Origin of the sequence: Paenibacillus endophyticus, from assembly GCF_014192395.1 — a bacterium.
In the GTDB taxonomy this organism is placed as follows: Bacteria; Bacillota; Bacilli; order Paenibacillales; family Paenibacillaceae; genus Pristimantibacillus; species Pristimantibacillus endophyticus.
In genome coordinates this window covers 90,247-110,627 of sequence record NZ_JACHXW010000023.1, presented here as the reverse complement: position 1 = coordinate 110,627, position 20,381 = coordinate 90,247, and the positions used below count along the sequence as shown (strand labels likewise).

Sequence of the window (20,381 nt, the reverse complement as noted above, 5' to 3'; positions counted from 1 at the left end):
CCGCACATGACTCCTAATCATGCGCCGTGCATTTCTAAAGCTCATTTGAAATCACGCGAAAAGATACAAGCCGCAGCGTTTAACGACGCTGCGGCTTTTTTTGGCTTGATCAGGCTCCTGCATCGGCAGCGCAGAGTTGTTTACCTACCAAGTCTTGACATGGTAAAAGACCGGTACGATTACATTCTTATTGATTTGCCACCAAACCTTGGTGATCAAACAATCAATGGTTTGACTGGCTTTGTGTCAACTAATAAGGCTGATGAATTCGCAAGTCTTAAGCGATCACCATCTGGGAACATTGAGCAAAAAGAAGAGATTATCTTTCCAACAAATAGTCCTGCTCATGAGTTAGTGCAGATAAGTGGGAAAAAGAAGGCAGCAACTCAGCTGTGCTCGACAATATGGTCAGTCCGTTTTCCTAAAAATTGTTGCTATTTTTTTAACAAAACCTTCAAAGAAGCCACTTAGATATTTTCTGACTATGAACCCTATCAAAGCAAAGAAAAGTGAAATAACTATTATAAACACAAATAGTCTTAGTCCTGTTTCTATAGATTCCATTTAGATACAGCGCCTCCTTTTCATTTGTCATTATACTTAACATCTTCTTTTAAGCCAATAGCTGGGAATATGTCGAGTTTGGCATGCACGCGGACCGTTACTTGATGATTAGATGCTCCTCGCGCAAATCAGCCATCCGCCATTATGCGCAAATAAATGTTGCCGACCACATATATGAATGCTATATTTATGTTGCCGGCAACATTTAATATCAATGTCCATATTGCTTGCCGCTTTCCGACCAATATCCTAGAGAGAGTAGAGGATTGACTTGCATTCAAATAAAAAGGCTCTAAGCGCGGAATTAACGGATGAAGCAACTGCAGCCGTAAGCGAATATCCCATCAGCTTCGCTATCTTCGCCCTTGCCCGCTCGCATCGCGGTTTGGGCTCCCAACTGATTCGTGAGGCTGGGCTTTTCCCAGGTCAGGAAATTATCCTTATGCAGCTGTTCCAGCAGGATGGCCAATCGCAGAACAGCCTGAGCCGAACATTGCGCTTAGACCATTCCACGATCGCCAAATCTATCCGCAGACTAGCCGATGCCGGGCTCATTACCCGCAGCCGCTCCGCTGAGGATGGCCGAGTGGCCCTGGTGCACTTAACTGAGGCCGGTTGGAAATTACAGCCGTATGTATCAGGAGCTTGGGACAAACTGGAGCAGATCACCACAGAAAACCTCAACGGGGAAGAAAAGGCAATGCTCCAGGCCTTATCGCAAAAAATAGCATTTTCGATAGATGCGCACATCAATAAGCATGGGGAGAGATGAATATATAACAACACCAATGATGAAAGCTATTCAAGTTCGGGAATATGGCGGTCCGGAAGTGCTGAAGCTCGAAGAGATCAGCCGTCCACGTCCGCTTGCGGGTGAGGTTCTTGTGCGGATCGCTTATGCTGCAGCCATTCCGCTGGATTGGAAAATCCGCAAAGGCTGGCTGCAGCGCGTTTTCGTCAAAACGATGCCTTACACGCCTGGCACTTCGGTGTCCGGCATTGTGGAGGCGGCAGGCGAAGGCGTCGCTGGTTTTCAGCCAGGCGACCGCGTTTTTGGCAACGTCAATGGCGGCTATGCGGAATATGGAATCGCCCCTGCACATGATTTGGTGCTCATGCCTTCGCATTTATCCTTTGAGGACGCCGCGACCATTAAAGGGGGAGCCGAATCCGCTTGGAAAGCTTTATTTTCGGAAGGTGAATTGGAAGCCGGCCAAACGGTGCTTATTCATGCAGCCGCCGGCGGCGTAGGACAATTCGCCGTCCAGCTAGCCAAATGGAAAGGTGCTGCCGTTATTGCAACCGCCTCATCCCGCAATTTGGATTTTGTTAAAGCTTTGGGTGCGGACGAGGTGATCGATTACACCGCAACCCCATTCGAGAACGTCGCCAAGAACGTAGATTTAGTCGTGGATTCGGTCGGAGGGGATACGGAGGAACGGTCGTGGCCCGTCATAAAGCAAGGCGGGAAGCTTGTCGCCTTAACGCAGGCTCCTTCAGCCCAGCAGGCCGAGCAATACGGCATTAAAGCTATGTTCAATACTAAGTTTCCAACCACTGAAGATCTGCAAACCATCGCGCAATTTCTTGCCGACGGCATGATAACCGCGCAAATTGATTCTATTTATCCGTTAAGCGAGGCTGCTCAGGCTCATGAGAAGAGCGAATCGAGGCACGGACGCGGAAGAATTGTGTTAAAGGTGCAATAACCTGGTATACCCTCCTATCGCTTCTTTGCTTGAGTAAGAATTTTGATGAATAATGGTGTCAAAGGGCCGTTCAGCGGGGCAAAAAGACGGACTTTCATGAACCTTTCACAATATGGATGTTTCCGCATGACTTTTGGAGCATATTATAAGAATAAAGAGACTTTACTAGGAAGCGTAGGAGGGTACGGATATGAAAAAAGAACATACTGTCTATTTTAAAGTGATGCACGGAAAGGAAGCCAAATTGCTGACCGGCCTCATCTATCTGGAGGAAAATACGCAGCCAACCGCGCAGGATTACGAGGCTTGTTTAAAACAGTGCGGCCATGACGTACATATTGAAAACCATGAGCAGTTTATATTCCGATCCAATGACCCAAATGACGACTATCTTATCGACGTGCTCGAAAACTACAGGAAAAACGACAAGGATTTGCATGCGGACCATTTGGCTCAAAGCCTCGTAAAAAGAACGCCTTTCCTTTAATCTGACTTAAACAGTAGCTAAAGTACCTATTCCCGACTAAGACCTTGGAAATATTTTCATAATGATGCGGTTGTGCTATGCTTTCCATAGAATGAACAAGATGTAAACGCATAGCATTCCTTTCTTCCCATTATGTTCCATGAAAGTTGGTGAATCATGAGTACAGGCGAGAGCATCATCATCGTTGTCGTCATTCTTATTTCATTACCGCTTATCTTGCTCGCCTTCATGGTCATTCGGCAATCGTTCCAAGCAAATCGGGAAATCAAACATATCTTGAAAAATGGTATGGCTTTTGATGCGACTGTAAGCTCCATACGGCAAACCAACACGGAGATTAACGGTCATCCCGAGGTATTTATCGGTTTAACGATTCCGAGAGAGCATGCCGAGCCGCATCGCACCATCATTAAAACGGTTATTTATATGGTCAATATTCCACAGTATCAGCCCGGACGCAAAGTAAAGGTAAAGGTGCTGGAGCTGGATGGGAAGATCAAGGTCGCGCTTGAAGGCGCCCATGTATTCTAATACGTGCCGTACACAGAAAGAGCGCCCTTTGCAGGCGCTCTTTCTTATTGTACAGCAGTTAGCTTCTTTGGCTTGCGCAGCAGCAACGTGAGCGGCAAGGAGACGATAATGATGATGGTCCCCACGTGGAACACATCCTGCACGCTGAACGAGAGCGCTGCCTTAGTGGATACATTCCCGCCTGCCAGATGCACGATCGTCTGCGCCGACAGAATAGAGCTGAACAAACTGATGGACAGCGCCGAGGTTCCCTGCCTAATCCAGTTCATGACTGCAGACGCATGGCCTGAGTTTACGCTTGGCACTGCCGACATAGCGGCATTCGTGACCGGCATATTGCTGAAGCCTATGCCCATATAACGAATCGCCACCCATACCGTTATGAATAAGGCGCTTGTGGCAATGCCGGCATGACTAAGCTCCCATGTCGCGATGCCCATGAGCAGCAGACCGATAAAGATTAGCCTGGAGGGTCCGATTTTCCCGTACAGCCTGCCAACGGCCAGCGAAACCAGAACCATCGCGAGCGTACCCGGCAGCATCACCAGGCCCGTTGCAAAGCTGGATTCCCCTTTTATATTTTGCATGAAAATCGGTACCAATAAAGTTCCCGCATATAAGGAAATCGTGATGCAGCAATTCACGATAAGGCCATACGTGAAACGGGGGATTTTCAAAACGCGCAAATTGAGCAACGGGTTCTCGACACGCAGCGTCCTTTTTACGAAATAGGTGAGCACGACGATGCCTGCGGCAATCATCCCGAGCGTCTGCCAGCCTGCCCAGCCCCAGCTATGTGCCTCGCTGAAGGCAACGAGCAGCGCGCTTGTGCCGATCAGCACCGCTCCGAAGCCGATCCAATCGAGCTTAATTCCGCTGCTTAATCGATAATGAGGGATATATTTGGCGGCTACGATGACCGCGATTATGCCGATCGGTACATTCAGCAGAAATAACGATTTCCACCCATAGCTCTCTGCCAGCCACCCTCCTACTGTCGGTCCCAGTGCTGGCGCCAGCATAGCCGACACGCTCCAGAAGCTGACGGCGACGGCCTGCTTCGACTTTTCAATCGTTTGATAAATGATTGTCATCGTCGTGGGCATAATAATACCGCTAAAAAAACCTTGAAGTATACGAAACACGATAAGCGATTCTATACTCCATGCAAAGGTGCATAAAACCGAAGCCAGCGTAAAGCCTGCGAGCGCAAACACATACAGCCTTTTGTAACTCCATTTGTCTCCCATGAAACCGATAATCGGCGCAATAATGCCCGTCGCCATCATAAAGCCTGACAACATCCATTGCACCGTGTTAAGGCTTGCTTGAAAATCGTCCATGAATATAGGCAATGCCACATTTATCGTAGTTGTACTCAAAGAGGCCATAAAGTTGCCGAAAAACACGGCGATCATTACGGTCCAAAATGACGTTGCTGCTTTCTGTGAAGTATCCACGTTCATGCTCCTAACTAATCGTTTAATTGATTGAGCGCCTTCGTTACCCGGCTCTCGTATCCGATCAACTCTTCTTTAAACTGCTCCATTCGGGCTATTTTGGTGTCAATCATGTCCTTTTCCTTTTGCAAAATGCCCGCTATCTCCATGAGCTTGCTTCGACGCGCCTCCATATCCTCTGTCGTACGGTATTCGGTTTTCTGCTGCTCAATAATCGCTTGAAACGTCATGTATTGCTGAAGTTCGGCAAGGGAAAAACCCAGCACCTCTTTGGCCAACATAATTTTGTTAATTTTCTCAATATCATCCTCGGAGTATAGACGGATGCCGCCCTGCGTTCTTTCCGGGGGTGAAATTAAGCCAAAATCCTCATAGTACCTGATCGCTCGCTTCGTTAAGCCGGTACGTTTTGCCACCTCTTCGATTTTCAATAACTGCACTGCTCCGCACCTCCGTTAATCCTATGCCATTAGCATACGCCTTATGACAGTTAACGTCAACGTTAACTTCTACCCGTAAAAAGTGAATCCGTTTCTTATAACCACACGGGGCAGCATGACGCGTTCCCCCTCATTACCAATAGAAAAGCTGCCACTCCGGGAGCTACTCCCTTCGAGACAGCCTTTGCATTCTCTTCTTGACGCACTAACGTTTATCAATTGGCAGCCAGCTTTTCACGCCGTCATCCTCAATAATGCCAAGCGTTGCGTCCGTAATATCGGTATCCAAGAGAAGCTTGTCGCGAACCTTGAACTTGATATCATCAGCATCTGCAAGCGATAACCCCGCCTTCAGCTCCATCAATGCTTCCACATGATAGTACCGGCCCTCCTGGAGGATGCGCATTTGATAAATATCGGTGACCAACGGCTCCGAGAAAATGATCTGCGATACTTTGTCCGCGACCTCTTTGGGTGCCGACACGCCGATCAGACCAATCATATTGTCATAACCTACGCGGAAAGCAACGCCAAACATGAGCAATCCAATGAGTATCGTAACTAGGCCGTCCATCCGGTCGAAAGTTGTAAAATAGACAACGATAACGGCAATCATCGCCAGCAGCGCGCCGGTAACGGCAACAATATCCTCATAGAAGACCAATCTCGTTGCCGGTGCCGAGCGGCCTACATTTTTGAAAGCAGCCGGAGCAATCTTGAAGCCGTGTGCCTCGACCTTCGCTTCATGCAAAATTTCTTTCATCGCTTTGATAAGTATGAACCCATCTACAATCAAATTAATAATTAAAACACCGATATTAAGCCAAATGCCTTCGCTCTCGGCTGGATGGTTGAATAAATGCCAGCCCTCATGGATCGTTTCATACGCCATAATGGTAACGACAATGACGGCAACCATGCAAAACAAATTGATAACGCGGCCAAAGCCCGTCGGAAATCGCGGCGTCGGCCGCTTCTCGGACAGAATGCTTCCGACAAAAACGAAGCCCTGATTAATGGCATCCGCTAAGGAATGCATGGCGGAGGCGAACATGGCCCCGCTGCCGCTAAATGCTGCTGCAAAAGCTTTAATCGCAGCTATGATCGCATTCCCTATCATTGCGATCGCAGAAGACTTGTTACCTTTCTTGATTAAAGCCAATAGCCCTAGACGCTCCACTTTAGATTCCATAATCTCCTCCTGCGGCAACTTTTTACTGTTACCTTACCACCATTAGCCAAATTTGATTCAGGCTCGGCCAGCAGAACGAAGATTTTGTTTACACAAGCGGAGCGTGTAAGCCAATTAAACAGATGCTATTCGACCGGTTGATCGTCCATAGATTTTCGTTTCTTCCCCGTTGAACAAGTAACCGTTCGCTTCGAGGGACCAGCCGTTTTTCTCATAATAACCATCTAACTCGGTGCACAGATAAAGCCTTTCATAGCCTTTTTTCCCGCTCTCACGGAGTGCATGCTCCATTAATGCCGAGCCGATTCGGTTCCCTCTATGCTCAGGAGCCACGTATAAGCAAGCCAGCCACGGAAAAATGTCCTGACGGCTTATTAAATCATTACGCAATAACGCATACGTTCCAATAATAACGTCATGCTGCATGAGCAAGTAAAACCGAGGCAGATCGCTACCCGGGCCGCATGCGTGCAGCATGCAATCGTAATAAAAGCGGTAATTCGTCTCGCTTCCCCACTGCTCCCAGAACATGTGAACGGCTTCCTCGAAATAAGTCATCTTATCCTTCAATTCAAAAACTTCAAACTGCCCTTGTATGACCCTTGTCATCATAGATCTCCTTTGTTGTTACATTACCTTTATTTCTTCGAAAGCCTTATCGCAAGAAAGATACCTTCCACAATTAATCCAAGAATAAAGCCTGCAGCCACCGCTTCCAAAAAGACGAGAAAGCTGACCAAATCCTCCCAGCCTGTCGTGTTGCGCGAATAAAAAGCCATTAATACGAGCCCGGACAATGTGCCTAGATTAGAAAATAGCCATAATTTTTTTGCGCCCAGCCAGCCCGTGAAGCTAAATAAAAAGGATAATACGACAGCAAGCACCATAAAACGAAATGCGTGCATACCCGTGAATGGCTGGCCTAATACAAGAAAACGAATAACCCATAACAAAATACTAAACAACAGCGAGGACGCACCAGCCAGCAGCCACCACCCGGCGCTTCTTACCGCAGGAATCCAGCGCATTCGAATTAACCCCTCTCCGATACATGTTTTGTTTATATAAACGGATAAAGCGCTTACTTTGTTTCGTCAGCTGCTTGCCAGCTATTCCAATTCCGCCAATTCCTTCTCACTATCTATATGAAACAACCGTATAGCGTTTTCCTTATTTCAATACGGACAGATGATTTTCCTATTTTCCTTTGTGATTATATCACTCCGTGTTTATGAAATATATAAGCTGAAATTCTCTGCCACAAGGTGAAACGGCTGTCGCCGTCCTCTGCAAGAGGAGGGTATCCTTTTCTCGCAGAAATAGAATAATACGTTATCGCGTGAAACATATAAAGCCTTATATGATCAAAAAAAGCTGAACGGAAGGTTGACTTCCGTTCAGCTCTTTTCCTACACGGCCACAAGTCAGTACAAGCCTACTCTACGCCGTCTTTAAAGTTTTTATCATAGTTTTTATCGCCTTTGTGCTCAAGGTCATTGAGCGTTTTCTCCAGTGTCGTTACGATTTCTTCCTTCACCTGCGCCAGCGTGTCATAGAATAGCGCCTCTTCCGCGCCAACGATCTTGACTCCACTAATCGCCTGTATCGATTGGAATTTCCGATGATGATCAGCTAGATCGTCAATCGCTTTGAGCGTATGCACGCTTTGAAGAAACAAATCTTTGTGGTGTTGGTTGGCTAGTCTGCTCTCCAGCCGCTGCAATCGATCATTCATGGGCACTATTCCCTTCGTATACGCAAAGTTATGAGGCGTTTTGGATATAACTTCTACCACCCATTGTACAATCATTTGCCAAGCAAAAACAACCTCGCTATCCGCACCCGCGCGGCCCGTTCTCCTCCGCTGGCACATATTCACTAAACGCTCAGTCCGGTTTCATATGCGCTTAACGTAACCATATTATTGGCGAAGACTGGGTAGCGGTCACCACATCGCTTGGGAAGATAGCTTGCAACAGGCACAGCCGATTGCCATGGTATGATACACCATTGCGATTGGCTGTGCCTGATTGGATTGAAATTACTATTAGTTTAAACCACCGTGCTGGTTTGGCTCCATTCTTTTGGTACCGTGAAGGTCATGCCCTGCGTCAAAAGGCGGTCAAGCAGGGACTTGAATGGCTCGAATGCAATCCAATCATGGATACGGATGATCTCGTTGCCGACTCTTCCTTCAACCTGCGAATGGGATTCCGCCCCCAAATCGAACGTATCGAGCGTACAGGACACATGTAATCCCCGCTTCATGCTCGCTTCGTCCTGCTCCTCGTATTGTATATGGTCAAAGGAAGGCTGCTCGTACCCCAGCTGCCCAAGCATCCGCTGGATGCCGGCGAAATGCTCATGCCTCGATTCGTCCTCGGAATAAGGAAACCGAAAAACTTTTGCGGGCCTCACGGCCTCCGCTTTGACATAAAGCCCATTGATCACCTGATCCGTCCGTTCCACCTGGCCTCTAGCGTCATCCCAGGAAATAGAGGAGAAATCCACGTGATCATAGCTTCGGTTCCCAATAATATGACCTGACCGAATCGCATGCACTGCTGCATCTGAGAAGCGTTCCAGCGCCTCACCCAAACAAAACCAAATGGCATGTACGCCTCTGGCATTCAAATAATCAACCTTCTGCATAAACTCCTCGGCTGGACCTTCGTCAATCGTAAGGTACGCCGCTCTATCCACCGCCAGCATAACAAAGAACCTCCGTTAATTTATTGCTCACCACATTGATCATTCCTCTATTATACCCGATAACAAAAGTTTTGTTTGATTATGCGGCAAAAGTGCCATAGCTGGCTGAAGCTATGGATTTCGGTGGCCATCTTTATGTTGTCGGGCTTTCTCATCGAGCTTGCGCAACCGCCGAAGGCATCCGCGCTTCTACGAGAGATGATTAGCCGCCCCGTTATCGAATCAGAAACAACGAATCATGCGCCTAACAACCACGCTTCATGCTTGGACAGCTTCTTTTGTTTCAAACGTTAAAACAGGCGTTCAGAACAGTCTGTTCTGCGACTGTTCTGAACGCCTGCTTATGAGACATTCTCCACTATTCATTAGGGATGTTTCCTCGCAGCATTCAATTCGTTCTCATTCTGATGCCATTCTTTCACCATGCTCTGATAAAAATTGCTCTCCTGCGGGCTTAGCCCCTGCTTGTTGTCCTTGACGATTAAGTTACCGATATTACGTTTCAAAATAATGCTCCGACGTCCTAACATGTCCATATAAGTCAATGAAATTCACCCTCCAGCTTATGTTTTCCAATCGGTCTATTCAAGTATAACGAATGCTACACCCATTGGAAAACAGCGGCAGGCCGTGCTATTTCCGGTATTTTCGTCTAAGGCGGACTGAGCGAAAGCCACCACTGCCCGTTCGGAAACTTACGCCCATATCCTCCATATAACGGCCTGATCACCCTATGGCCGTTCCTATTCGACCCTGTTAAGGGCCGATTCCCTCATTCCGAATATGATTCGTTTTCAGCTCAGAACGATACAGTTTTATCTTGGCCTTGACCTTTACAGGCGTTCTCGCGAACCGTTCATTCCAATTGCCCGAGATCGACATAAACTGTGCATTCTGTTTTCGGTACATTTGCTCGCCAAACCCGAATATATCTACCCCAAACCTTCTCTGCACGCCTTTAATCGTTGCACTCATTTGCTTCTCCAAGTACTCAGCTCCAAGCCTCTCCAACTGCTCGTATCCCCCAATCGATGTCAACCGGATCGATTCGTCTACGCTCCCAACCGTACCGTCTCCTTCCAGGTTCATGCGCATGACCAGCTCTCCTTTCTCCATTTCCGCATGAAGCGATGCATGAAGATGATAGAGACGAATCGCAGTATTATCGTGGTTTGGAATCGATATCGTAGTACCCTTCACCTGATTCCTAGCTAACGACAACATTCTGCTATCCTCCAAGGAGAGAAATCCGAGCAGCCTATCCTCCGAAAAAACGCCTGTTCCGGCAATGACGATCGAAGCCTTTGGCGTAACCGACTTGATGCTCTGCAGCGTATTCGCGTCCTTGAAGGAACCCTTGAGCGAGATTGCTCCAAGTGCCAGCTCCCTGCCTTCGCTAAGCAGGGCTTCCGAGATGTCGAACAAACGCGACTCCGGAATTCCTCCATATGAAATGCGGTAGCTTTTCACTTGTGAAGTGATTTTAGACGAGGTTAGCGTTCCGCGCGGATAGAGCACCTTCAACAGGTGTGAAGCAGGAACATCTTTGGAAATCAAGATAAGAATATCCTCCCGAATGAACCTTGTACGCTGCATCGGGTCTAATAGATGCAACAGGCCCTGCTTCGCAAGCCGTTCATCAATGATAATTACCCCAACGTGCGAGATCAGTAAGGTTCGATCCATGCTTTCATTAAAACGTATAAGTATTTCTGATAAAGTGTTTCCCTCAGCCGATTGAAGAACGGAGGGCACCGTATCCTTATTTCCTTCCAATTGGTCGGCAATCATCGTCTCGATGGTAAGACGAATCTTGCCATTGCTGCCCGGCTCGAATGCTGCTCCTGTAATAAGAGATGTTTTGTTCAACTCCACGTTGTCCCAACAACCGGATAAGAGAAATGGAAGTGCTGCAATCCATATGCCAAGAAAGAGCTTGTTCCTTTTATTCATGGCTGCCGTTCCCTCCCCCTTCATCATTCGGCAAAGGCGTCTGGAAAATGAGAATGCCATCCTTCTGTGCTCGTATACGAAAGGGTATAAACGGAGAAAGATAGGAAACCCCATAAGAATGCAGCCTGACCAGATGAATCAACAGAAAGGCCGAGCCCAGGATGATGCCATAAAAGCCAAGAACAGCTGCCAGAAATATAAAACCGAATCGCAGCAGACGAACATTTGCCCCAAAGGTGAATATGGGAGCCACAAATCCAGAAATAGCCGTTAACGCCACAACAATCACATTAATATTAGAGACAATACCCGCTTGCACGGCTGCTTCCCCGAGTACGAGAGCGCCTACAATGGATATCGCGGGTCCTACGACACGCGGCATACGGGTGCCCGCCTCGCGTAAAATTTCAAATGTAATCTCCATTAAAAGAATTTCAATCACCGCTGGAAAAGGGATCCCTTCCCGTTGCGCCAAAATGCTTATAAGCAAAACCGTGGGCACCAATTCCGCGTGGAAAGTCGTTACAGCAACGTAGAGACTGGGGACAAAAAGAGAAAAGAAGAAAGCAAGGTAGCGCAGCACACGGGTCAAGGTGCCAAATGCAAACCATTGGTAGTGATCTTCAGGCGATTTGAAAAAATCGTTCATAACAGCGGGAACGACAAGCACAAATGGGCTTCCATTCACGATAATGGCCACCTTTGCCTCCATAATAGCAGCACATACCGCATCCGGCCGCTCGCTGTTGTACACGGTAGGAAACAAGGAGAGTTCTCTCGGCCTAAGCAGCTCCTCTATATTGCCGGAATCAAGTACGCTGGACGTAAGGCTCGTTTGCAATCTGGCTCTGATCCTTCGAAGCAGCTCCACATCAAGCGCCCCATCGATATAGGCAAGATAAACAGAGGTTTGTGATTGATTGCCTACCGTGTATTTCTCAAAGCGCAGCTTTTCATTGACCAGACGCCGCCTAATTAAGCTCATATTCGTATCCGCTGACTCCGTAAAACCATCCTTCGGGCCTCTAACAACCGTTTGCGTAGTCGGTTCCGCAACCGATCTGACATCCAGCTGCTTCACATCGAGCATAAGCGTAAAGGATGCTCCTTCTACCGCAAGTCCTGCTTGGCCAACAGCCAGCTTTTGCGTGAACTCTTTTAAATCACGGATATATGTACCGGATAATCCGCCATAATATTTCTCGTTCATTTCCTCCAGCAACGCGTCGGCGCTGCCGTTTGGGTCATTCACACTGAAATGAGAAAGCGGCTTAACGATGTTATCCATCATAAAAGGCACATTCGTCATCGTTTCCAAATAGCAGAGCAATCCTTTTTGCTCGCCAACGCGAACCGCCGTGACCGCAAGATCATCCGTATTTCCGAACACGAGCTTCAAATGGGCGCGAAGATGCCCCAGCGACTGTATAGTCGAGCTGTATGAATCATTAGGCAATGCGTGATCGATTTCATTCATTCGCTGCTGCCTCTCCTTCGCTTGGAAAGTATCCATATCCAAATAGCGGTCAAAAGGGGGATGACCAGTTGAAACGGTATATGCAGGTACTGAATAACAAGGTGAAGTCCCTCTTCCGTGTGTTCGGCAAAATTGTGCGAGACCAGCAGGGACAGCGCTCCAATCATCAAAGCAAAGGGATAGATGTAGGTTTTACTCGGCTTGCCGAAAATGACCGAAATCCCTTTCGCTCCCGCATATAAGAAAATAGCGCATTTGAGAAAAACGCCAAAAATGATGATCAATGCAACAAGCGCATCCATTCGATTGATAAAATCCGAAATGTTGATGAGCCTCGCCGCATCCAGTAAGGGAAAGGTAGAATACTTCTCGTATTCCATGCCCATTGACCAAATCTGTAGAAGATCGGAGAAAGCCAAAATAACGCCAGCCGATAGAATCGCGGCCATCCCTGCTTTGCGGAACGCAGCCTTCTTCCCCATCTGCGGAAACATCACTAAAAAAACGATTAATTCTCCATAAGGAACCCACAAGGAGCTTGAGAAACTCGTCTTTATAAGAGGCATAATGCCCTTGGACAAAAAAGGAAGCATCCTTTGCGGCTCGAGCGAACCGCTCAGCAGCAGCAGGAAGGCTATGCAAATAAAAAACAAGACAACAAGTCCGATGATAGCCTCCGATAATTTGCCTAACGTCCTTGCACCGCCATGGGCTGCATAAGCAACGACAAGCACAAACAATACGACAACGATCTCTATCGGCGTTATGCGCAATAGCGTCGTCATTATCAGCTCCAGCATATCCCGTACGTTGCGAGCCGCTATATAAAGAAAATAAACGGCGTAGCCGAGCAAAGCGCTTTGCCGAGCACATTTCCCCATGCTTTGACCAATACCGCATAAAGGCCTTTTCGGGATTCAGAGGAGACCAAAGCGGTATAGCATAGAAACAACAGGATCGCCGGAAGAATGGTAAAGAGGGGGACCAGCCACATATCCATTACCAGCTTCGGCGTACCGAAAATAATGGAAGTGCCGAGCAGCAGAACCAGCATCACGCTATACATTTGGAACATGCTCATTTTGTTCGTCATGGCTTCATCCGGTTTCCGCCCGCATCTTTCCCTGCGGAGCGCTGCCGTTTATTCTTTCTTGCGCGTCTAGTGCTTCTCCAATCACGGAATAAGGATAAACCAATTGCTGCCGCAAGCAAGAGGTAGGTTTTAAATCCATTATAATTGAGGCTCTGTTTGCCTAGTGCTGCACCAAAGCTTTCTTTGTATACACTCATATCCAAGAGAGCAATCAATAACGATGCAAAAAGTAAAGCTGTTAAAACGCCTGCCGTCGTCATTTTGAACAGCTCCTTTTCTACATTCATTTATTTACCTGATCTATTTTCCGCATATCTATCTGAAATTATGTAAAGGAAAGGGGCAAGAACAGGCAGCGTGACAAAAAGAGCGAAAATAAACAACAAAAAACCACAGTCCCGTGAGGAGACTGTGGTTCATCGTAAAGGTTAAGCTTTGCCTAAGATCTCATCTATTTCGCTTTTCAGTAATAGATATCTGTGGACGCTGCGGTTAATTGCAACCTTGGTCAGGTTATGCTTTAGCACGTAAACCTTCATTTGGTCTTTCGTCATGCCTAGTAGATCGCCGGCCTCGGTAACCGTTAATACCTCCTGCTTGCTCGTTGCATTAAACGTTTTCTTCACCTTTTGATCCCAGTCTTCAAATACTACCTGCATATTTCCGACTCCTTTATCATAGTCAATGATCTTTATTGACTGCACCTCCTAATTATAACACGAACAGCCGCATAATCTTACCTTGATACAAAATTTGTGGAAAGGTAATCGAATAATAGCAAATACTAGTTTGCCTTTGGGAAAATAAGATGAAATTCAGTTCCTTCGCCCGGTTCGCTTTTAATCGAAATTTTCCCGTTCATTTTTTTGATAATGCCGAAGGAAACCATGATCCCGAGCCCGGTTCCTTTTTCCTTTGTCGAATAATAAGGAGTACCGAGGCGCTTCACCTGCTCCGATGACATACCGCTGCCATTATCGCTTAGTGTGACCCATGCATGCTGATCGCGAATCACCGTCCTCAACTCCAGCAGGCCGCCGCCTGGCATGGCTTCAATCGCATTTTTGCCGAGATTGATTAACGCCTGCCTTAGCTTATAGCGATCACCCTGGATGTGAAAAGCTTGCTCCTCCTCGGTCGCCACTTGAATTTGAATATTGTTATAGTTCGCATAAGTCATCAGCACATTAGACAAATGATGCATTTCATAATGAATATCAATCGCTTCTATGACCTCGGGATCTGGCTTGGCGAGCGATAGATAATCCGCAATGATGACTTCTGCACGCTCCAATTCCTCAAAGCAGATTTTCTGATAGAGCATCTTCTTTTCCTTATCTAGGTCTGCCGTTGCGAACAGCTGAATAAACCCTTTAATTGTAGTGAGCGGATTTCTAATTTCATGCGCGACCGAAGCCGCCATATCTCCAACGATCTTCATCTTCTCGCTTCTTATAATCTCCTCTTGCATCTGAAAAAATGTATGCAGCAATTCAATGGCATAGACGCATATGCCAGCAATAATTCCCTGTATGACATACGTTTGCAGCGTTTCCCACGGATTGTTAAGCAGCAGCCCCAGTTGGCCCACTATAGAAAGGTAGATGGTGAAGGTCATTAGCTTGATGAGGGTACAATATATAATGGCAACGGAAATTTTACGGGTTAGCGTCAAGGCGCTGTACCGCTTATAAATATAGAGGAACACCATAAAGCTTGGTACGAGTGAGAAGACATATATCCAGTCGTTCGGGCTCCCGATAAAATAACGGTACAAGAGCAGCGTTGCGTACAAAAGAATAGAAACCTGAATGCCTCCGAACAACGAACCGATTGCCAAAGGAATGGAACGGAAATCGTACAGTAAGCCATTCAGATTAATGGGGAACGACATCGTCGTTATGATGGCAATTGCAAAGAGAACATACAACAACAGCCGAAACAGCTTCGTGTTATTTTTGACTTTATGAATATACGGGTAGAACACAAGCGGAGAGCAAATGATGAAAATATTCAACAAAAGATCCTTTAAATAACCCATCCTACTGGCCTCCACCGAATCGCTCATCTCGATCAGCAATGCTCTTTCCTTCGTACTATCTTTCTCCATAATATAACATAAAAAGGAACGCAAGAGACATGAAATAATAGAAAACCAGCCCTTATAAAGAACGAAGAAAACTGCTGAGCAGTCCCCAATAAATGATATAATAAGCTGATTCTCAAAAAGAAAAGATAAAAGAAAAGATTGTTACAGGAGACCATCCTTATGAAAGCTATCCATACGATGAAGATATCGGAGTGGCATACCGTATTCCGCTCCTGCACCGCCGTTTTTTCCGAACATATCAAAAACCTAGATTTCGTAAAAACCGCCCTATCGGCGATTGGGCAGGTTAAGCCTGAACTGACGCCACAAGAAGAGCTTGTATTCGACCTGCATGCTCATCTTCATATTCTGATGCTGCTCGTTAATGCCACTCCCGATCAAGCGCCGAGACATGGGGCATTCATCGGGTTTCATACCCATACCGCCATCTCCGAAGTTCAAGAGCAGATCGCAAGCAGCTTGAGGCAGCAGCGAGCAGCCTACGTGGAGGCGTATTGTCCGCAGCTGTTCGCGGAGTCCGTTACCATCATACGCGGGCTCATGCTGCAAGAAGCAGGGGAAAAAGCATATTTCTCCGATATTTACTTCGGCGTATGGCGTAACTGGACGCAGCCGGGTCAACACGGCGCAGCGTTGTATGCACAGGAGCTTCAACTGCTGCAAACCGCCAAGGACGATCTTGGCTTCGACCTATCCCGCTATCCTTGGCTGACAGCACAAGCGTGGATGCTCAGTTTTCTGGATCGCGACCAGGAAGCGCTGGAGCTGTTCACCGAAATAAACAACAGCCTGAAGCTGCGACCAGATGATTTGTTCCATGTGCTGGATGCGATATCCGAAGCGCTGGAATGGCCGCGTCTTTTGGAATGGCTTCTGGGAACTACACCGTTAATGACGGGTAAGCGGATGAATAGCTTGGACATTTTCTATCATTATTGGGATCAACTCATCCCTCAGCATTCGAGCGCCGAGCAGTTTATGTGGGAACCGCTTTTCCAGCTTTCGCCATCCCTTTACGAGAAAAAGCTGCTCGTTCATGGCAAGTGGAAGCTATGGATTGATTACCAGATCAGCCTGGGAACCGACCCGTTCGACTATCGGGTGAGCGTCTTCGCACCTATCGAGAAAAATGAGCCAGAGCTGCTGCTGCCCTTCTATCATCAAGCGGTAGAAAGCAATGTGCTGCTTAAAAACAGAGGCGGCTACAAAGCTGCCGTCAAGCTGCTGAAGCGACTGGCTAAGCTGTACAAAAAATTGAAAGAAGAGCAGCGATGGGATGCCTTTATCGATGCCTTCGCTTCTCGGCACAGCAGGCTTCGCGCCCTGCAAGAGGAGCTTCGGAAAGGGAAACTGATTACATGAGCACCTATTTCAAATACTTGTCGGTACAGGTTAATATAACAAGCCACGGCGATGCCCTTCTCTATGGAGTCGATGAAACGGGAGAGTACTTGAGCGGCGTTAGCCTGAAGCATCGCCTGTTCGCGTGGCACAGCGCCTCATTCTATGGAACGGAGCTTGAAATCCAGCAGGTACAGGATCTGGAGCTCGTGCTCCTTCCTGCAGAGCAGGTTATCCCCTTTTTTTCCGACAACCATATACTTGCCCATATCGCATGGAATTGGGGAGAGCTTGCTGAAGCGCTGGTCAAGCTCGCCCCCTACCTTGCCGAAGACATCAAAGCTCGCCGCTATATGCCGAGCTTCTCCGCCTACCGCGCAGGCAAGCTGCAATGGACATGGGATAACCTTGTGCTGCAGCGGCAAATACAGGCTGAGCTTGCCTCTTTTGATGATGACGATGCAACCGGTTTTCTGGACGGCTTGCAGGCCGCCTTCTCTGCAGCTGTATTCGAAACCTGGTACGGCACCGAAACCGAATCAGCCGATTTGCGGAGAGAATTCCCGCTGCTCTTTGCCAAGGATCATGCAGCCGTTGCCGGACTAGACGCGCAAACTTGGCTCGTCGCAGCCGGCTGGAAAGCCGATCAAGCCCTCTTCCGCCCGCTGCTTCAGCTTGCTGAGCCGCAGCATATCGAAGATCCGTGGCAGCTTAAGCTTGTGCTGCAGGACAAGCTGGATCCAGCCGTGCTTGTGCCTGTCCGACTCTCGGATACCGGCGAAGCCTCCGGTGCTTGGCCATCGGCTTGGACTGCCGCTGTCCGTGAACGTTCCGCCGGCTGGCTTGACAGGCTGCGCGCATGCTTATCCGCCGCGCGGTTTGCCGGACCGCGCGAGGATGTGCTGCATTCGGATCTAGGGAACGATGCAGCATGGCAATTTCTTGCCCTAGACAGCCCGCGGCTGCTGGCTGCCGGCTGGCAGGTGCTGCTCCCCGCATGGTGGGAGACGGCCAGCCGCAGGAAGCCAAAGCTGCGAGCCAAGGTCAGCACGCCCGCGGAGAGCAACGGCGAGTCATTGTTCGGACTCGATTCGTTGATTGACTTTGACTGGCGCATCGCTATCGGCGAAACTAGCCTGACCGAATCCGAGTTCAATGAGCTGGTAGACCGCAATGAGCGGCTGGTGCGGTTCCGTGGACAATGGATTGCACTGGACCCAAGCCTGCTCTCGCAAATCCGCAAAGCGATGTCAGGCATCGACCGCTCACAGGGATTATCGTTCCAAGACGTGCTGCAGCTCCATCTGCTAGGAGAAAGCGACCGTGCGGAGGAGGAACAACTAGAGCAGGAAGCAGCGCAGGAACAGCGCATCCAGCTTGAGGTCGAGCTGAACGAGCATCTGATGAAGCTTGTCAGCCAGCTCAGCCAGCGTTCGGAATGGCCTCTGCTTCCCGTACCCGCAGGCCTGAAGGCTGAGCTCCGGACCTATCAGCAGGAAGGCTTTGCTTGGTTGTCCTTCTTGCGGCGGTTCGGTCTTGGCGCATGTCTAGCCGATGATATGGGCCTCGGCAAGACCGTCCAGCTTATCGCCTATCTGCTGAGCCTGAAGGAGAGCAGCACGAGCACCGAGACAGGCACCCCTGCACTCATTATTTGCCCGACATCTGTCCTTGGCAATTGGCAGAAGGAGATCAGCCGCTTCGCCCCAACGCTTAAAGTCATGCTTCACTATGGCAGCAAGCGTCTTGCAGATGAAGCCTTCCTTGCGGAGAGCCAGCAAGCCGATGTCATCTTGACCTCATTCGCGACAGCAACCCTTGACCAAGAGCTGCTGCAGCGCTCTACCTGGTCAGCGATCTGTTTGGATGAAGCCCAAAATATTAAAAATGCGCAAACCAAACAGTCAGCTGCCGTTCGCAGCTTTACGTCGAAGCATCGCATTGCGTTGACCGGAACGCCGATCGAGAACAGATTGTCAGAGCTCTGGTCGATTTATGATTTCATGAATCCCGGATTTTTAGGGACCGCGCACGGCTTTCAGCAGCGGTTCGGCAATCCCATTGAAAAGGAGCATAATAAGGAGCGCACGGCTGACCTTCAGAAGCTCGTGAAGCCGTTCATGCTGCGCCGCAAGAAGAAGGACCCGTCCATCCAGCTTGATTTGCCGGACAAGAACGAAATGAAAACCTACATCCATCTGACAGCTGAGCAAGGGGCGCTGTATAACCAAGCTGTCAATCAGCTGATGGACCGCATGCAGAAGCTTGAAGGCATTGAACGCAAAGGAGCAATTTTATCCGCGATCATGCAGCTCAAGCAAATATGCGATCATCCGGTGCTGTTGACGAAGGAGCCCGTTCCGGGCCTTGCTGATGCTGGGGACGAAGAATTGGACACAGAAGGACTGGTAAGCCGCTCTGCTAAGCTGGAAAGATTGCTCGCAATGGTGAGAGAGTTGCGCGATGAAGGCGAGCGCTGCCTGATTTTCACGCAATATATCGGTATGGGCCAGCTGCTTCAATCGGTGCTGCAGCAGGAGCTGCAAGAGCCTGTCCTATATTTGAACGGAAGCACCTCGAAGCTCGCTCGCGACCGAATGATCGATACATTTCAATCGACATCGCTCCCGCCGGTCGAGCAGCCAAGCGTGTTCATTCTGTCCATCAAAGCGGGGGGAGTCGGCTTGAATCTGACAGCGGCCAACCATGTATTCCATTTCGACCGATGGTGGAATCCCGCCGTTGAGAACCAAGCAACTGACCGCGCTTATCGGATGGGGCAAACCCGAGACGTGCAGGTTCATAAGTTCATATCGCTTGGAACGCTGGAGGAGAGGATCGATGAGATGCTGGAGAACAAGCAGCAGCTTAGCGAGAACGTAATCTCAAGCTCTGAGGGATGGATAACAGAACTTTCTACGGAAGCGCTCAAAGAGCTCTTTACATTGCGACAGGATTGGAGCCAAACGTAGAAGCCGGCTGGCTTGTAGCTTGCCGTGGCTTCCATGTTGTGCTACACTGGTGCTACTTTAGATGAACGGAGGGTTACATGTGATAGACTTTATCCGAGTTAGGTCTTTGCGCAGCTGCTAATTGAATAGCGCCAAAGCTCTGCCTGTGTGCAGAGGACTCAGGATAGGTCTGCCATTTTGAAGGTAACCCATAGATGGAACAAGTACGCCGACGGGATCAGCATGAACCCTACTTGCGTATTTGCCTTTAGAACGGAAGCTTCATACGTGTATAGAATGAAACGACAACGGTTATTGTACGGAAGGGGCAAGCTTTCCCCTTTCCTTCATGATAGCCTCG

General features: G+C 48.5%; 20 protein-coding genes and 1 pseudogene. 7 read left to right on the top strand and 14 right to left on the bottom strand.

Going from position 1 to position 20,381, the window contains the following annotated elements; translation table 11 throughout:
- The first annotated feature begins 6 nt into the window (after window positions 1–6).
- From FHS16_RS26590 to FHS16_RS26570, 5 genes are all read left to right on the top strand, one after another.
- Entirely contained in the window at window positions 7–471 is a 465-nt protein-coding gene (locus FHS16_RS26590) for an AAA family ATPase (protein WP_183569910.1), read from the top strand.
- 364 nt (window positions 472–835) lie between these two features.
- Entirely contained in the window at window positions 836–1,336 is a 501-nt protein-coding gene (locus FHS16_RS26585) for a MarR family winged helix-turn-helix transcriptional regulator (RefSeq protein ID WP_221226480.1), read from the top strand.
- Window positions 1,305–2,273: an NADP-dependent oxidoreductase gene (locus FHS16_RS26580; protein WP_246431980.1), complete on the top strand. Its 969-nt coding sequence runs from the start codon at window positions 1,305–1,307 to the stop codon at window positions 2,271–2,273. Before FHS16_RS26585 ends, FHS16_RS26580 begins: the two co-directional genes overlap by 32 nt.
- A 190-nt stretch (window positions 2,274–2,463) precedes the next feature.
- Window positions 2,464–2,760, top strand: a complete 297-nt coding sequence (locus FHS16_RS26575; RefSeq protein WP_183569908.1) for a hypothetical protein — start codon at window positions 2,464–2,466, stop codon at window positions 2,758–2,760.
- A gap of 156 nt (window positions 2,761–2,916) precedes the next feature.
- On the top strand, window positions 2,917–3,291 hold the full coding sequence (locus FHS16_RS26570) for a hypothetical protein (RefSeq protein WP_183569906.1): 375 nt from the start codon (window positions 2,917–2,919) through the stop codon (window positions 3,289–3,291).
- A gap of 44 nt (window positions 3,292–3,335) precedes the next feature.
- Here FHS16_RS26570 and FHS16_RS26565 read toward each other — a convergent pair whose 3' ends face one another.
- The 14 genes and pseudogenes from FHS16_RS26565 to FHS16_RS26500 all read right to left on the bottom strand — a co-directional run bounded on the left by FHS16_RS26565 (window position 3,336) and on the right by FHS16_RS26500 (window position 15,659).
- Window positions 3,336–4,757, bottom strand: coding sequence for an MDR family MFS transporter (locus FHS16_RS26565; RefSeq protein ID WP_221226479.1), 1,422 nt, complete (start codon window positions 4,755–4,757; stop codon window positions 3,336–3,338).
- Between the two features lie 8 nt (window positions 4,758–4,765).
- The gene (locus FHS16_RS26560) at window positions 4,766–5,191 is read right to left on the bottom strand and encodes a helix-turn-helix domain-containing protein (protein ID WP_183569902.1); all 426 of its coding nucleotides are present in this window, start codon (window positions 5,189–5,191) and stop codon (window positions 4,766–4,768) included.
- A 205-nt stretch (window positions 5,192–5,396) separates the two neighbouring features.
- Window positions 5,397–6,383: a cation diffusion facilitator family transporter gene (locus tag FHS16_RS26555; protein ID WP_183569900.1), complete on the bottom strand. Its 987-nt coding sequence runs from the start codon at window positions 6,381–6,383 to the stop codon at window positions 5,397–5,399.
- Window positions 6,384–6,497: 114 nt separating this feature from the next.
- Window positions 6,498–6,992, bottom strand: a complete 495-nt coding sequence (locus FHS16_RS26550; protein ID WP_183569898.1) for a GNAT family N-acetyltransferase — start codon at window positions 6,990–6,992, stop codon at window positions 6,498–6,500.
- 29 nt (window positions 6,993–7,021) lie between these two features.
- The gene (locus tag FHS16_RS26545; protein WP_183569896.1) at window positions 7,022–7,411 is read right to left on the bottom strand and encodes a hypothetical protein; all 390 of its coding nucleotides are present in this window, start codon (window positions 7,409–7,411) and stop codon (window positions 7,022–7,024) included.
- Between the two features lie 407 nt (window positions 7,412–7,818).
- Complete coding sequence (locus tag FHS16_RS26540; protein ID WP_183569894.1) at window positions 7,819–8,118, bottom strand: hypothetical protein; 300 nt, start codon at window positions 8,116–8,118, stop codon at window positions 7,819–7,821.
- Window positions 8,119–8,435: 317 nt separating this feature from the next.
- Window positions 8,436–9,095, bottom strand: coding sequence for a polysaccharide deacetylase family protein (locus tag FHS16_RS26535; protein ID WP_183569892.1), 660 nt, complete (start codon window positions 9,093–9,095; stop codon window positions 8,436–8,438).
- 365 nt (window positions 9,096–9,460) lie between these two features.
- Complete coding sequence (locus FHS16_RS26530) at window positions 9,461–9,601, bottom strand: hypothetical protein (protein WP_246431979.1); 141 nt, start codon at window positions 9,599–9,601, stop codon at window positions 9,461–9,463.
- A gap of 250 nt (window positions 9,602–9,851) precedes the next feature.
- Complete coding sequence (locus tag FHS16_RS26525; RefSeq protein ID WP_183569888.1) at window positions 9,852–11,048, bottom strand: Ger(x)C family spore germination protein; 1,197 nt, start codon at window positions 11,046–11,048, stop codon at window positions 9,852–9,854.
- Window positions 11,041–12,525, bottom strand: coding sequence for a spore germination protein (locus FHS16_RS26520; RefSeq protein WP_183569886.1), 1,485 nt, complete (start codon window positions 12,523–12,525; stop codon window positions 11,041–11,043). The genes FHS16_RS26525 and FHS16_RS26520 overlap by 8 nt, the downstream gene beginning before the upstream one ends.
- Window positions 12,522–13,579: pseudogene (locus FHS16_RS26515) on the bottom strand (GerAB/ArcD/ProY family transporter). Before FHS16_RS26515 ends, FHS16_RS26520 begins: the two are co-directional and overlap by 4 nt.
- Before the next feature lie 35 nt (window positions 13,580–13,614).
- Window positions 13,615–13,905, bottom strand: a complete 291-nt coding sequence (locus FHS16_RS26510) for a hypothetical protein (protein WP_183569884.1) — start codon at window positions 13,903–13,905, stop codon at window positions 13,615–13,617.
- A 141-nt stretch (window positions 13,906–14,046) separates the two neighbouring features.
- Window positions 14,047–14,277 (bottom strand): DNA-binding protein, encoded by a 231-nt coding sequence (locus FHS16_RS26505; RefSeq protein WP_138755052.1) that lies wholly within the window; start codon window positions 14,275–14,277, stop codon window positions 14,047–14,049.
- Between the two features lie 125 nt (window positions 14,278–14,402).
- A complete protein-coding gene (locus FHS16_RS26500) occupies window positions 14,403–15,659 on the bottom strand; it encodes an ATP-binding protein (protein ID WP_183569882.1) in 1,257 nt (418 codons plus the stop codon).
- Between the two features lie 228 nt (window positions 15,660–15,887).
- Here FHS16_RS26500 and FHS16_RS26495 point away from each other — a divergent pair, with 228 nt between their 5' ends.
- Entirely contained in the window at window positions 15,888–17,090 is a 1,203-nt protein-coding gene (locus FHS16_RS26495) for a hypothetical protein (protein WP_183569880.1), read from the top strand.
- Window positions 17,087–20,041 carry a DEAD/DEAH box helicase gene (locus tag FHS16_RS26490; protein WP_183569878.1) on the top strand — a complete coding sequence of 985 codons (2,955 nt, stop codon included), beginning with the start codon at window positions 17,087–17,089 and terminating at the stop codon, window positions 20,039–20,041. The genes FHS16_RS26495 and FHS16_RS26490 overlap by 4 nt, the downstream gene beginning before the upstream one ends.
- Window positions 20,042–20,381 lie beyond the last annotated feature (340 nt).